The organism is Chitinophaga barathri, assembly GCF_003807585.1.
GTDB classification, from domain to species: Bacteria; Bacteroidota; Bacteroidia; order Chitinophagales; family Chitinophagaceae; genus Chitinophaga; species Chitinophaga barathri.
This window is the reverse complement of the sequence record NZ_RMBX01000005.1, coordinates 345253-359514: the sequence shown is the minus strand read 5'-3', so window position 1 is coordinate 359514 and position 14262 is coordinate 345253. Positions and strand designations below refer to the sequence as shown.

Annotated in this window: 17 protein-coding genes; 12 read left to right on the top strand and 5 right to left on the bottom strand. The window is 47.0% G+C overall.

Annotation, left to right across the window (positions count from 1 at the left end):
- Positions 1 to 45: 45 nt before the first annotated feature.
- The 8 genes from EG028_RS11320 (at position 46) to EG028_RS11285 (ending at position 6262) form a co-directional block, all read left to right on the top strand.
- On the top strand, positions 46 to 1053 hold the full coding sequence (locus EG028_RS11320) for a hypothetical protein (protein WP_123864640.1): 1008 nt from the start codon (positions 46 to 48) through the stop codon (positions 1051 to 1053).
- Positions 1054 to 1351: 298 nt separating this feature from the next.
- Positions 1352 to 2350, top strand: coding sequence for a hypothetical protein (locus EG028_RS11315; protein WP_120516415.1), 999 nt, complete (start codon positions 1352 to 1354; stop codon positions 2348 to 2350).
- A gap of 238 nt (positions 2351 to 2588) precedes the next feature.
- Positions 2589 to 2903 (top strand): helix-turn-helix domain-containing protein, encoded by a 315-nt coding sequence (locus EG028_RS11310; protein WP_120516416.1) that lies wholly within the window; start codon positions 2589 to 2591, stop codon positions 2901 to 2903.
- Positions 2900 to 3859 carry a toprim domain-containing protein gene (locus EG028_RS11305; protein ID WP_120516417.1) on the top strand — a complete coding sequence of 320 codons (960 nt, stop codon included), beginning with the start codon at positions 2900 to 2902 and terminating at the stop codon, positions 3857 to 3859. Before EG028_RS11310 ends, EG028_RS11305 begins: the two co-directional genes overlap by 4 nt.
- Positions 3860 to 3889: 30 nt before the next feature.
- Positions 3890 to 4198, top strand: a complete 309-nt coding sequence (locus tag EG028_RS11300; RefSeq protein ID WP_120516418.1) for a hypothetical protein — start codon at positions 3890 to 3892, stop codon at positions 4196 to 4198.
- Positions 4199 to 4320: 122 nt separating this feature from the next.
- On the top strand, positions 4321 to 4719 hold the full coding sequence (locus EG028_RS11295) for a plasmid mobilization protein (RefSeq protein ID WP_120516419.1): 399 nt from the start codon (positions 4321 to 4323) through the stop codon (positions 4717 to 4719).
- The gene (locus tag EG028_RS11290) at positions 4700 to 5659 is read left to right on the top strand and encodes a relaxase/mobilization nuclease domain-containing protein (protein WP_120516420.1); all 960 of its coding nucleotides are present in this window, start codon (positions 4700 to 4702) and stop codon (positions 5657 to 5659) included. The genes EG028_RS11295 and EG028_RS11290 overlap by 20 nt, the downstream gene beginning before the upstream one ends.
- Before the next feature lie 15 nt (positions 5660 to 5674).
- Positions 5675 to 6262, top strand: coding sequence for a hypothetical protein (locus EG028_RS11285; RefSeq protein ID WP_120516421.1), 588 nt, complete (start codon positions 5675 to 5677; stop codon positions 6260 to 6262).
- 5 nt (positions 6263 to 6267) lie between these two features.
- Here EG028_RS11285 and EG028_RS11280 read toward each other — a convergent pair whose 3' ends face one another.
- From EG028_RS11280 to EG028_RS11265, 4 genes are read right to left on the bottom strand one after another with little or no spacing between them, the layout of a single operon-like run.
- Positions 6268 to 6699, bottom strand: a complete 432-nt coding sequence (locus EG028_RS11280; RefSeq protein ID WP_120516422.1) for a hypothetical protein — start codon at positions 6697 to 6699, stop codon at positions 6268 to 6270.
- Positions 6700 to 6709: 10 nt separating this feature from the next.
- The gene (locus EG028_RS11275; RefSeq protein ID WP_120516423.1) at positions 6710 to 7159 is read right to left on the bottom strand and encodes an MbcA/ParS/Xre antitoxin family protein; all 450 of its coding nucleotides are present in this window, start codon (positions 7157 to 7159) and stop codon (positions 6710 to 6712) included.
- A 6-nt stretch (positions 7160 to 7165) separates the two neighbouring features.
- Positions 7166 to 7384: a hypothetical protein gene (locus tag EG028_RS11270; RefSeq protein ID WP_123864639.1), complete on the bottom strand. Its 219-nt coding sequence runs from the start codon at positions 7382 to 7384 to the stop codon at positions 7166 to 7168.
- 12 nt (positions 7385 to 7396) lie between these two features.
- Positions 7397 to 8083, bottom strand: a complete 687-nt coding sequence (locus EG028_RS11265) for a winged helix-turn-helix domain-containing protein (protein ID WP_120516424.1) — start codon at positions 8081 to 8083, stop codon at positions 7397 to 7399.
- Between the two features lie 82 nt (positions 8084 to 8165).
- Here EG028_RS11265 and EG028_RS11260 point away from each other — a divergent pair, with 82 nt between their 5' ends.
- From EG028_RS11260 to EG028_RS11245, 3 genes are all read left to right on the top strand, one after another.
- On the top strand, positions 8166 to 8396 hold the full coding sequence (locus tag EG028_RS11260) for a helix-turn-helix domain-containing protein (RefSeq protein WP_120516425.1): 231 nt from the start codon (positions 8166 to 8168) through the stop codon (positions 8394 to 8396).
- A 429-nt stretch (positions 8397 to 8825) separates the two neighbouring features.
- Complete coding sequence (locus EG028_RS11250; protein ID WP_120516427.1) at positions 8826 to 9146, top strand: DUF6660 family protein; 321 nt, start codon at positions 8826 to 8828, stop codon at positions 9144 to 9146.
- Positions 9147 to 9214: 68 nt separating this feature from the next.
- Positions 9215 to 11383 (top strand): TonB-dependent receptor, encoded by a 2169-nt coding sequence (locus EG028_RS11245; protein WP_120516428.1) that lies wholly within the window; start codon positions 9215 to 9217, stop codon positions 11381 to 11383.
- A 272-nt stretch (positions 11384 to 11655) separates the two neighbouring features.
- Here the strand turns inward: EG028_RS11245 and EG028_RS11240 are convergent, their stop codons facing one another.
- Positions 11656 to 12321, bottom strand: coding sequence for a class I SAM-dependent methyltransferase (locus EG028_RS11240; RefSeq protein WP_206614431.1), 666 nt, complete (start codon positions 12319 to 12321; stop codon positions 11656 to 11658).
- 360 nt (positions 12322 to 12681) lie between these two features.
- On the opposite strand from EG028_RS11240, the gene EG028_RS11235 reads away from it, so the two are divergent.
- The gene (locus tag EG028_RS11235; RefSeq protein WP_120516430.1) at positions 12682 to 14082 is read left to right on the top strand and encodes a sulfatase family protein; all 1401 of its coding nucleotides are present in this window, start codon (positions 12682 to 12684) and stop codon (positions 14080 to 14082) included.
- The last annotated feature ends 180 nt before the right edge of the window (positions 14083 to 14262 follow it).

Sequence of the window (14262 nt, the reverse complement as noted above, 5' to 3'; positions counted from 1 at the left end):
TATTTCGTATATTCATATATATTGAACCGGCAAAATCTTGTGAGTATGACAACGTTGAAAGATGTAAAAGATGTGCCTATGATGGTGAGGATTTCGGAGACAAATTTTTATCTCCGGGAAGTGCCTTACAATGACCAGGGGAAACGCCCCATCATATCCCTGGATTATGAAAAGTTAGTTACCCACGCGCGGTATAATCATTATTGCATTTCCTTTCTCACCTGCCCCTACCGTCTGAATAATAAAAACCTCCTAACGCATTTCGACTGGTACAGTCGTTACCTGTATTTCAATTTTGAGGAATCCATATTGTTGTTTGATATCTTCCCTCGACTGGAGAAGCTGAGCCGGCAACAATTACTTCACCTGGACGATTTGCTACAGCAGTTTCCACAGGCTTATCAGTACGATCTTCAGAATGCAGATCACCGGCAGAAGTGGGCGCTGTTGAAAAATTCCAAGTTTCAGTATTACGGGGATTTTCTTCATATCATGGACATAGATAAAAAGCAGCGGCTGCAATTCCGTGAACAGCTGCAAACTTTGTTGCGGAATATGGATGTGGAGACGACGGAAGATGTTGCTGAGGAATTGCCAGCCGCACCGGCGAAACGGCGGGAAAGGGAGGCCAGTCTTTACACGTATTTGAAATTGAATGATGATATTCCGGCGGACGAGATACATAAGGTAATAAAGTTCCTTTTTGACTATCTCGAAGAAGGTTTCCGGCAACCATATATATTAGAAGATTTTTCTACTTTCTTCACGAAAGAAGACAGTTCTACGCTTGAACTTGTAAAGGGACCGAATCTTGATAATCAGAAATACAAAGTACTGTTCCAGGAATTGAAGAATAGTGGAATTCTTATTGTTTCATGGCCTGTGATTGATCGCAAAGTCAGAGTTTTTAGCGCAGACGGAAAGCCCTTCGCAAACTTTACAGAACTCAGCGCTGGTAAGATTGATACAGAGAAAGCAAGACGTGTTCAGAAATCCTTATCCCCTTTGATCGAGATAACTAATAAATTTTTACAAACTCGGAAGAAAAAGTAATGGCCCCAGCGTGTTTTTTAATTTATAAGAAATCTGTAAATTAGATACACTCAAAAATCCAACTGGAAAATCCTCAAACATGTTTGAAATTGATTCTGTTTCGTTAAATATAGAGTGCCCCACCTGCGACTTCGGGATCGAAATTGAGCTGATTGATGTACGGCTTGAGCGGACCATCATATGCCATAACTGCAAAGAAAATATTAAGTTGATAGACGATAGTGGTTCTGCTCATAATGCTGCAAGAGATATTCAAAAGGGCTTAGACAATTTGTTTAAAATGTTTAAATAACAAAGAATGCTTTATACCGGTCATAATTTAAGAAGTAATCTGCAGGAATGGCGTTCGCGCTTTTATAAAGCGGACTTGCACAGTGCCGCAGGCCAGTATTTCCAATTGATTGAAAAGTTAGAGGGGAATGCTCATATAATGGCAATTCTTCAAGAAGCAGTGGACGATAGTGGCTTAACCCAAGAAAAGATAGCAGAATTTAAAGAAGAGCTTGATAATGATCCTAATGTTCGCCCTAAAGTGCATACAAGCGCAAAATTTGCTGCAGCAGTAGCTTTTGCTTTAAATATGCAAGTTTTTAGGAATGGACAGCCGGTAGCTATAATTCAGACTTACGGATGGGGCAAAGGTTTTACCGATAAGCTGCGGTTTTTTGCAGAGCATTATGTTGACCCTATGATAACATATGTCCACGATCAACTGGACGAGGAAAATTCCACACTCTATTTACTTGAAAAGTACAAACGCCGGACAGAATGGTTCTTGGCAGGGAGCTTATTGGGAAAGTATCGTTCTGTTGCGACCAATTTTGAGAAAGTTTTTGAGGACGATCTTAGGATGTATTTATTTGACCAAGGGATTGAATATCCGTTCTCGACCCCTCAAACTTCATCAGGACGAACAGATATTGTAGGTTTAATTGATACTAAAAATCCTTTAGTGCTGGAGATAAAGATCTATGATAAAGACAAGCAATATAGAAAGAACCGGGTTATCAGTGGTTTCAGTCAGATTGTAAAGTATACGAATGACTACAACAAACACGTCGGTTACCTGGTTGTATTTAATGTTGATCCTGTGGAAATCGAGATTGTGCAAAATGGTGTAAAGCCGCAGTTCCCCTGCCGGATCGAATTTAATAGTAAGGTCTACTATGTCATTTTTGTCAACCTTAATTTTGAAACATCCGCTTCAAAAACTGGAAAACTTACAGTAGAATCAATAACCCGAGAAGAATTGTTTGCAGGAGCTTCTGCTTTGGAAAGTGAAGAAGCGGAGGCTTAGAATACCAATGCACCCCTCATTTTCCTGTTTTTAGGAAATCTACTGCAAAAAAATACTGTATTATATCGTTGAATATATTTTCCTCTATTTGAGTTCTATGTGCTAATATTCAGGTAGTTAGATGAAAAAAAGAGTTGATTATTAAAAAATAAAGTCCGGTTTTACACCCATTTTCCGCTCTTTGCCTTAAACCGGATTTTGCCTGATGCATATTTGTTCTGCAACAAACTTTTAGAAGATGTCAGAACAGATGCAGTTTATAGGCTTTAGTTTGGAGCAGGCCCGACTCTTTATAGAAGGCATCGTTACCTCCTGCCTTCAGAAAAATCTCCCCCTGCCAAGAGATCCCGCTGAAACTCCGCTGACCATCAGGGAAGCCTGCAAAGTGTTGGGCATTTCCGCTCCCACCCTCCGCAAGCTGGTCGAAATGTCCATAATACGCCGCCACGACCTCGGGCCTCGCAAGAAGGTATTCTACCGTTCAGAGCTGGAAGAAGATATTAAACGCCTGCGGTCACGCGGGGATTTACCCATCCAAAACGAACCGTCATGAGGCTCACATTTGAAGAGGCAAAACGGATCGACCTGGTGGATTACCTGGCCTCCCTCGGCCACACGCCGCAAAAGGTGCGGGGAACGGATCACTGGTATCTTTCGCCACTTCGGGATGAAAAAACGGCATCGTTCAAGGTTGACCGGAAGCTGAACCTGTGGTTCGACCATGGGAACGGGAAGGGTGGCAGCATCATTGATTTTGGGGTGGCGTACTTCGGCTGCGGCATTGCGGAATTTATGGACAGGCTCGGCAATGGTTTTTCTTTTCACCGGCAACAACCCGCGGCGGGCCGCGGGACCATGATCAGCATTTCCGCGGAAGCCGATGAAAAGAAAAAGATTCATCTGCTTTCAGAGCATGAGATCGTTTCCCCGGCGCTCATTCAATACCTGGCTGCACGGAATATTCCGCTGGAGCTGGCGCGTCAGTATTGCCGGGAAGTGCGTTTTGAATTGAACGAGCGGTCATATTACGCCATCGGCTTCAGGAATGATCAGGGCGGTTTTGAACTGCGGAACGCTCAGTTCAAAGGCAGCAGTTCGCCAAAGTTCTTCACCTTTATCCGCACCGCCGGAACGGAGCTTTCTATTTTTGAAGGATGTTTTGATTTCCTTTCTTACCTGGTTATCCGTGCGCAACAATCGTTGCCGGAAACTAATTACCTCATTTTAAATTCTCTTTCCGCATTCGAGGCGAGCCTGCCGTTTATGCAGCAGTTTCCCCGGATCAATCTTTACCTGGATCATGACAACGCGGGGCGCACGCTTACCAGCCACGCGATAAAACAAAGTCCTGCCTTTCATGACGGCAGCGGGTTGTATGCAGGCGCGAAGGATTTGAACGAATGGCATGTGCAGAACGCAGCGCGGATCGCCCGGGAAGTCAGGGCGAGAAGCCCGGGCCATTCGTCGGCGGAAGATCACCCGCCAACCGGGAAAAAGATTCGCAGGTAACGTAATTCTTCATTTTAAAAAAAAACAACAATGGCAGACATCAAAAGGAAAACGCTGGCGCTGTCCAGCGGGAAGCAATTGAAATTGTACGGCAGCAGTATCGCCATTTCAAAAAGTCTGGAGATCGGCGAAGGATATGCGCCGAATATTTTTTCTTTCACCGAAGATTCCACTGGAGGTGATGCGCCCGGCAAAGTGACAAATCCGCACGGATTGAACCGGGATGATCTGATGGACCTGGCGGATTTTAATATCCAGCTCTGGATGAACCTGAAGGCCAGCATCCGCAAACATGGCATTGACAGCCCAAAGGTTTTTAACCATGAAGCGATCAGGTAACAGATTGTATGCGGTAACGCTCTCAGCGCCGTATTTCGTTTGCTACGTTTTAAGGCAAGCGGTGTTTTCGTAGGACGAAAACTGCTTGCCCATTGCTCCCGTTGGTCGCAATGGGGGACTAAATGAGAACTGGAAATTCTAAATACAGCGAAATGCAAGAGGGACAAGAGAAGAGGAATACAGGAGGCAGGCCGCCCAAGGCAATAAAAAAGGATATGGTTATACGCATCCGTGTAGACAGGCAAGACCTGTTTATCCTGCGGGAAAAGGCAAAATCTGCCGGCGCATCCCTGTCAAAGTATATACGGGAGGCGGCTATAAAAGGCGTGATAGTGGCGCGGTTAACCAGGGAACAAATGGCTTATATCCGGCAATTCGCCGGAGTGGGGAACAACCTGAACCAGGTGGTGAGGGAATTTAACAAGGCAGGGATGACGAAAACCGCCGCGCACTTTCAGGAAACAGTTGCAAAAATTGATGAACTTTTAAAATTTCTGAAGAATGATAAGCAAAGTACTTGACGGCCATCACTTTTATCATGCCTGCCGGTATATATGCAACAAGGACGGGGCTGAAGTGATCGCCGCGGAGGGGGTAAGGGAATACAATTACAAATACATGGCGGACGATTTCATCCAGCAGGCCGGGCTGCTTCCTTCAAGAACACAGGCATGTTTTCACGCCGTCCTGAGCTTTTATCCAGGGGAAAAGCCTACCGATGAGACGCTTGAAGAGATTGGCCGGAAATACCTGGAGAGCCTCGGGGTAACCGATACACAGTTCGCCATTGCCAAGCACACAGACCGGGCGCATCTTCACCTGCATATCATCGCCAATATGGTAGATAATAGTGGCGTGTGGATAGACGACGGTTGGATCGCGTTCAGGGGGAAGAAGGTTGCGCAGCAACTCACCAAGGACTACCGGCTTACCCCGGCGAATAGGAAAGACCTTTCGCTAACAAACCTGGAAGCCCTCAGCCAAATGGAGGAAAACCGCTACCGGGTGTATGCAGCCATATTGCACTGCTTGCCATCCTGCCGGTACATGGGTGACCTGGAAATGTTGCTGAAAGAAATGGGCATAGAAACCATATACAAATACAAAGGACAAACAACCGAACGGCAAGGCGTGAGCTTCAAATACGGCGATGATGTATTTAAAGGCAGCAAGGTTGACCGAAAGTTTTCGCTGGCTAACCTGGAAAAGATCATGGCTGCACAATTCCGGAACAGTCAGCAGGCCACGCCGAAAGCTCAGGTTTTATCCGCTCCTCAACAGCCTGTAGGAAAAATGATTACCAGCCTCGATCAGTCCTTATCCGAACTTGTGAACGGTTTGGCAAAAGGCGCGGGCGATCTGCTGGAAGATCTGCTGAAGCCTGAATATAGCGGCGACACTTTGCCGTATGAATTATTAAAGGAGGCAAGGAAGCGGAAGAAGAAAGGCCGGAAGCAGTAACCTAAAGAGCATGTTATGAGCGAGATTTTTTCACAGATTTTAAGAGAAGCATCCGAGCGACATGAGTTTGTTCTTAATAAGCTGGTACAGGACGTACAGGAACTAAATAAGCAGAACGTAAACCTGGAAAAGCTGAGCGGGAAGATGGAATCGCTGGAGTCGGCTTTGCATGTTTCCAGCATAAAAGCTGGAAGTATTGAAGCGGAGCAACGGCAGCTGCGGATTGCGATCGATGGGCTGAAGCAGGAACTTTCCAAGCCCCTGCCTCATGAACACCATCATTATATTCCTAAAGTCCTATGGATAGCAGCCGGTTTACTCCTGGCGCTTTCCGTGGTTCTGGCCTGTTGGTACAACACCGGTCAGAAATTGAATGACCTCCGGGCTTCCGATATAAAGTACCGCTTCCTTCACCTGCAGCATGACAAGGCGCTGCTTTTATGGATATATAAGGCGGACAGTCTTTTACAGGCCCGCCCGGATTCTATGCGTGATGCGGTGAGTGCCAAAGAGCAGGAACAGCAACGGCGCCGGGGATTGCTGGAGGAAGCCGTCCGCAAAGAGGCCGACGCTGAAGAGTTGCGCAGGCGGGCTAACGAATGAGATCGTTATTTCCTGTGGATGCTTCGGATGTCCGTTATCCTCACCTGCCTGAACAGCTCATGTTTCGGGTTGACGATATAATTCTGCTGCCATACCCAATGTTTCGAAGGGTATGCAGCGAGAAGGGCGGCATTCTTTTTAAGGAAGCCGCTTACCCACTCTCCCAAATAATAATTCCCGCGGGAGTAATCACCATGTACAGGACTGCCCGGCTGGTTCATCACGTAAAGGCTACCTTCGGGAACTGTATATTCCACCGTTAATATTTTCGGAGGAATTTCGCCCAATGCAGTATAGACCGGGCTTTCAATAATTGCAGACGGAACGGAATCAAAGGCGTAGAAAAAAGGGCTGCCGCTATGTAAGGAGCAGCCCAACAGAGCGTCTTTAACGAGCAGATGTGCTACATTCTCATGCGCAAACCGGAACAATTTCATGAGCATAAATTTAAGGGTGACCGAATTGGATGTCAGTTAATGCGTTCCTTACCGCAAGCAGGCCCGGATGCGTTGTGATCAGGTCAAGCGGGCATTGGGCCAGCAGCTTTTCGCTGGGTTGTTTCATCCATTCATGGAAATCCGCATATCCTCCCATGACTTCATAGCCGAAACTATACAGTTCCAGGACGGCCATGATCCGGTCGCTGACGCTGGTGCTGAACAGATCATGCTCTTTTTTCAAATGCAGGGACCGGTTGGTGATCAGCAGCAGGCGGCTTAATAGATCATAGTCAAAATGCAGGATTTTCTTTACAGCCGTCAGCTGGACCTTGGAAATGCCCGTCTGAACGAACTGTATTCGTTGCTGTAGCGGTAAATGTTGCAGCCTGGCTAAGGCTTTTGGTGAAGTAAGGAACTCCTGCAACATGGTTTTATCTTCAGTGGTGTTCTTTTTCATAGCTTATTATTTAGAAACTGTTTTAGTAAGATTTCCGATTAACTGCCGGGCAATAGTCAGCATGGTGGCGCTTTCAGCTGGCGACAAACGACCGGCTTCCTTCCGCTTGCGGTAATAGGTGGCCTCGCTCCACGCGCATTTCTCACATACTTTTTTACGAAACTGATCGTCCAACTGTCTGAATGCCGTGGAAATAGAATCCAGGCGGTTCGCTGTGTTATTCATGATGTTCATAGTTTATTTAGTGTGAAGGATGAAGCCCTTCCCGTGGATGGTTTCCAGCCTGACCGCCAGGCTGGCGGAAAGGACTTTTCGAATGCTGGTAATGATTACATCCATGCTCCGGCCCAGGAAATAATCGTCTTTCCCCCATACATGGTAAAGAATCTCTCCCCGATCCAGTATCACATCAGGATGTTCGCTGAAGAAGCGCAGCAGATCGGCCTGCCGCTGGGTTAACCTGCTAACCGAGCCGCAATCGAATTTTGCGACCAGGTTGTTATAGTCAAAGAGCAGGTCAGCCATTTTAAAAATTACCGACCCGTCTGCTTCCAGGCGCTTTGTCCATTTCAGGAAAACCCTGATACGGCGGATCAGTTCCCCGGCATCATAAGGCGTCCCTAAGTAGTCATCCACACCTGCATCAAACATTGATAGCTTGAAAGGAAGACTGGATTCCGTACGGACGGCTATGATCGGCACTGCCTCGTTTTTGTTCCTGATGCTTTTTGTGACAGGTATTGCTTTTTCATGGCGAAGGTCAGGCCCGATGATGTGCAAATTGTTTTTGATGTCCGGCGATTTAGCCACCTTCCAGCATTTGGTTGTTACCTGGCTAAATTCCTGCGATAGCTGTGCGGAAAGTTTCTCCGTGTCCGCAGCCAGTACATCATCCCTGATGACGACAATTTTTACTGTTTCCATGGTATCTGTTTTATTTACTTTCCTATAGGTGATTGTCTTAAAGACAGGAACACCTGACCTTTATACCTACCTATAGGTGATTATGAAAAGCAAGATCGATACTTATGTAATCAATAAAGTAAAGGAGAAACGCCTGGAGAAGAATCTCTCGCAAGCTGAGCTGGCGTTTGAGCTGAATATGTCCGTGGGTTTTATCGGTAAGGTGGAAAGTTCGAAGTATCCTTCTCATTATAACATCAAGCACCTGAACCAGTTAGCTAAGATACTTGAATGCAGTCCCCAGGACTTCCTGCCAAAGAAGCCGTTATCCTAGTAGCATCCTCATCAAAGATAGGGGATTTTTTGAAATACTTACCTATAGGTGATTGACAAAGTTTTCGTATCCCGGCACCTTTGTACTTACCAATAGGTGATTACTATGAGATCCGCTATCGATATATACGTTATTGACAAGGTCCGCGAAAAACGCGAGGCGGCGGATATGTCGCAGGAGCAGCTTTCAGAGAAGGCCGGGTTCAATTCCAACGGGTTTGTGGGCCAGGCGGAAAGCCCTAAGTATAGTAAGCGGTATAATGTTCAGCATCTTAATAAGTTCGCGGTTATATTCAATTGTTCGCCAAAGGATTTTTTGCCGGAAGTGGCGTTTGTAGAATCTGCTCCACATAGTACTGAACAAAACCCTGCTTAATCCAACCGCTTTACGCCATTGCATAAGAATCCAATCATTCGTATATTTGACCATATGAAATGGCTGATGATCTTATTTTCACTGTATGTGCTGACCTTATCGGCAGTACCCTGCTGTGGGGATGATTTCTGCTGCGAAGATGAAATAGCCATGCAACATGGCGGTGCAGGTGAAGAGGATCACGACCACAACCGGCCAGAGCCACCGTGCAGCCCTTTTTTCTCCTGTAGTACCTGCCACGGTGCTGTGATCCCGCAGTTCACGCTGGCTCTAACTCCACAACCCGCGATCAGTAAGAACATCCAGTTTGAATATATCGAGCATTTCCTTTCAGAATATGCCACCGCCATCTGGCAACCTCCCCAGGCAGCCTGACCATCATTCTTATGACCCGCTTGCACGCGGGCTTTGCAATTATTTTTAAGGCACTCACAAAAATTAAAATGGGTAAGATAATCAGCACCCTGCTCATGCTATGCATGGCGCAGATGGGCATGGCTCAGCATACACTGAACGCAACAATCAAAGACGCAGATAGTAAAGAACCTTTAGCTGGCGCTACGGCCATCCTGGCGGGCACGAACAAAGGAGCAACGGCGGACGAAAACGGCCTTATTACCATTACGGGTATCCCTTCCGGTAAGCAGGTCGTGATTTTCCGGTTCGTCGGTTACGCCGAAAGAACAGACACCCTTACCTTCCCGTTGTCAGAGGCCTTGACCATTCTGCTGGAGCATGAAGGCGAAGAAATTGAAGAGGTGGTCATTTCCTCCACCCGCAGCAACCGCAGTATCAGCGACATCCCTACCCGCGTAGAGTTTATCGCTGGTGAGGAACTGGAAGAAAAGGGAAACATGAAACCGGGTGATATTCGTATGATGCTGAACGAAAGCACCGGCATCCAGACGCAGCAGGTTTCAGCCACTTCCGCGAACTCCAGCATCAGGATACAGGGCCTTGATGGCCGCTATACGCAGATTCTCAAAGACGGCTTCCCGTTATACGCCGGGTTCTCCGGTGGGCTGGGCTTGCTGCAAACCCCGCCGCTGGACCTGAAGCAGGTGGAAGTGATAAAGGGATCGGCCTCCACGCTGTACGGTGGCGGGGCTATCGCCGGCCTGGTGAACCTTATTTCCCGAACGCCCACCGAGGAACGCGATCTTCGTTTCCTGGTAAATGGCACATCCGCCGGCGGGCTTGACCTGAGCGGGTTCTATGGGCAGCGGTTTGAGAAAGTTGGGCTAACGGTGTTTGCTTCCCGTAACAGTAACCGCGCCTATGACCCCTCCAATACCGGCTTTACCGCCATCCCGAAGTTTGAGCGGTATGTCATTAATCCAAAGCTGTTCCTGTACTTCAGCCCACGGACGAAAATGAATTTCGGTGTGAATTATATCACGGAAGATCGTACCGGTGGGGATATTGAATATATCAAAGGCCGCGGTGACAATACGCGCCGCTATTTTGAAAAGAACAAAACCGACCGTTTCTCCACCCAGCTGGCTTTCGATCACCAGCTCAGTGAAGGCAGCAGCCTGACGGTCAAAAACTCCGTTAACTTTTTCAACCGCAAAATATCCATCCCCGATTATGTTTTTGACGGCAAACAGCTGTCGTCCTATACAGAGGCGACTTATAGCCGTCAGCGGGAGAATATGGATTGGGTGATGGGCCTGAACGTTTACACTGATAACTTCAAAGAAAAGCAGACTGATACCATTCCCAAAAGGGATTACGACCAGAACACCGTGGGCGCTTTCGTGCAGAACACCTGGAAAGCTACCGAATGGCTCCAGCTAGAGACTGGCCTGCGCGGCGATTACATTGTAGATTATGGATTCGTTGTACTGCCGCGGCTTTCCGCGTTATTCAAGTTTTCGCCGAAAGTATCGTCCCGCCTGGGTGGTGGGCTGGGCTACAAAACGCCCACCATCTTCACAGAGGAAACAGAACGGATACAGTATAAGTCTGTGCTGCCCATCAACGCGGACGAAAACGAACTGGAACGCTCCTACGGCGTGAACCTGGATGTAAACTACCGAACCGGGCTTTTTGATGATAAGATCAGCTTCAGCATCAATCAGCTGTTCTTTTACACCCGTATCAACGATCCGCTGCTGCTGAACAATGCCCCGGGCAACCTTTTCAGGCTGGAAAATGTTGATGGATATATCAACACGAAGGGCTGGGAGACGAATGTAAAGCTCGGCTACGGCGATTTTAAGCTGTTTGTAGGATACACCTTTACCGATGCGCAGCTGAATGAAAACGGCATGAAGCGGGAAAACCCGCTGACCGCCCGCCACCGCCTGAATAATGTGTTGATGTATGAGGTGGAGGAAAAATGGAAGATCGGCCTGGAAGCCTATTACTACAGCAAACAGGAATTAAGCGACGGCACCACCGGCAAACCGTATTGGATATGCGGTTTCATGGTGGAGAAGATATGGGAGCGGTTTTCCCTGTTTGTGAACTTTGAGAACTTCCTTGATGCAAGGCAAACCCGCTTTGATACGATTTACACCGGCACGGTATCGCAACCGGTTTTCAGGGATATTTACGCCCCGCTGGACGGCTTCGTGGTGAACGGCGGCCTGAAGCTGCGATTGTAAGAAACTCTTCTCACGGCGCTTTTGGGTGCCGTGAGTTTTTATTGCATAGCATTATGGAAATTTCCTTCGGCGGTGAAATGATCCTAACGGTGGCGGGCATCTTCCTGATACTGCCCAATGCAGTAACTTTCTGATTATCCGTGTTGACCTATGTTATTATACAGATGCAGATCAGGCTGGAAGAAACCCATCTGGAGCAGCATCATGGCCAGGAATATGTAGACTACAAGAAGGCAACAAGAAGACTGATATAGCCAGCGGTAGTGAGATTACTAGTTCCTCCTTCTCTGGAAGCTACAGAAAAGGAAATTTTGTGAAGTTCCGAAAGGGGTAATGTGATCCTCTTTTCTGCATTCGAGTTTGTCAAAGTATTTATTTAAAGCACTTGAAAGTTCATCCTCCGAATATTTTTTTATAAATAAACCGCTGCATTTTTCAGGGCCGTTTTCTGAAAATGTCCCAATCGATAAAAATCCCTTAACATTTTCACCTGCAATATGAAGATATTTCTCAATTTGAGAAGGAGTGGTAAGGAAATGAAAAGTAGCCCGGTCGTGCCAAATATCGTAACTGGTGGGGGGATCAAACTCGGTAATATCGCTAACAATCCACTTTACTTTTGCTGCCTTTTCCCCTAACCTGGCCTTAGCCTTGTCCAGGGCCTTTGACGAGATATCTAATACCGTTATATTTTCATAACCCGCATCCAGTAAGTAATCAACGAGCTTGCTATCCCCTCCTCCAATATCAATTATGCTGGCTGATTTATCGACACCAAAGCCATTTATGAAGTCGAGGGAAGTCTGTGGGCTTTCCTGTGTCCAACTTACCTCGCTGGGACCTTTTTGCTCATATACATTTTCCCAATGATTTTTATTTTCTGCGGCCATATATTGCAATAATATTTCTGTAAAAATACTTAACTCCTGACGTTCCATCTACTTTTTCGGATGAATGCGTCAGCCCAGGGAGAGGATTGGCTGATTTGGGCGGTTTATGAACTTTCCTGTACCATTTTGCTGATAAAGTACTGATATTTAATAACTTGCACTTTTTGTATCGGGAAGTAAGCCCTTTTCTTTATTTACTTCTATTTACTTTTAATGGCACGTACTTTCTCTTATTTGCTTAATAAAATGCTTATCAGTATTTTATTTTAGGAGGGTTCACAACTTTTTCCACATTTTATTCTCTTTGTTGATCTTTTACACCCTAAATTAGTAATAGGAATGGAGGTGCAAAATAAGAAAGCTGGTAGCCATGTAGCTATTCCAGACATACAGTAAATAAACATAATAATGAACCGATATCTTACACCACTGTTTTTTTCTTTATTGTTGTTGGCTACCCATATAGCATATGCGCAGAAGAAAGATCGTCCCAATATATTATTTGTACTAGCTGACGACTGGGGTTATCCTCATGCCGGCGCCTATGGTGATCCCGTCGTGAAAACGCCTGGCTTTGACCGTATAGCAAAGAACGGTGTGCTGTTCACCAATGCTTATTGCGCTGCACCTTCGTGTACGCCCTCCCGCGCCGCTATGCTTACCGGTCTTTATCCGCATCGCCTGCAACAGGGAGTGAACCTGTGGGGGTTCCTGCCTTCCGAATTCCCTACCTTTCCGCAATTATTGAAGGAGGCCGGCTATGTTGTTGGTTCAGAGGGCAAAGGCTGGGGGCCGGGCAATTATCAGGCTGGAGGCTATCATCATAACCCGGCAGGCCCGCAGGTACAATACCGTGAGTTTTTCAGGAATCTCCCGGCAGATCAACCCTTCTGCTTTTGGTATGGTAGCAACGATCCGCACCGCTCTTATGTGGAAGGCTCCGGCGCATCGGCAGGTCTGGCAGCAAACAAGGTAAAAGTACCATCGTTCCTGCCCGATGTACCTGTAACAAGGAATGATATGCTGGATTATTATTACGAAGTACAGCGCTTTGACAATGTCCTGGATAAAATATTGACGCTCCTGGATAGCCTGGGCCGCCTGGAGAATACCCTAATAGTGGTGACCAGCGATAACGGCATCCCATTTCCACGTGCAAAGGCAAATGTATATGACGGCGGTGCCCGTTTGCCCCTGGCTGTTTGCTGGGCGGGTAGGATCAAGGGAGACCACGTATTCGACGGCTTTGTAAACCTGGTAGATATCGCTGCCACTTTCCTGGATGCGGCCGGCATTGAGCCTCCTGCCGTAATGGATGGCAAAAGCCTGCTGCCGGTGCTTACACGTGTAGCTACCTCGCACCGGAGCGAGGTCTTTATTGAGCGGGAGCGCCATGCGCGTGCGCGGGCAGGTAACATCGGCTATCCTGTAAGAGCAGTGCGCACAAAAGAGTTTCTTTATGTCCGTAACCTTAAACCGGATCGCTGGCCCGCTGGCAATCCCGATGCTGAATCCATCCAAGGGATTTATGGTGATATTGACAAGGGGCCATCCAAAGCATTTCTGGTTAAACAGCAGCCGGAGCCGTTTACAACGTTGGCGCTTCATAAACGTCCGGCAGAAGAATTGTATGATCTGCGCTACGACCCGCACCAGTTGAAAAATGTAGCAGCAGATAAAAATTATGCGGCTGCCCTGGCGGCGCTAAGGGAAAAAGTGGATTCGTGGATGCTGGACACAAAGGATCCGCGCCGGAATGGAGGAGGAGCGGAAATAGAACTATATCCCTATTTCGGGCCAAAAAAATAAACTGAATTGATAGAAATCATACCTTTCTGCTTCTCTGGCAGGATTTGAACCGGAGTTTAATACAAAGGTGTTCGAGCTTTCCAACGGTACCAACCTCATGCCTGGAAGAATCTCCATAACTGGTATCGGCCTTTCTACCTTATATCGATAATTGACTTTATCTTTGGCTGGTTGGATAAA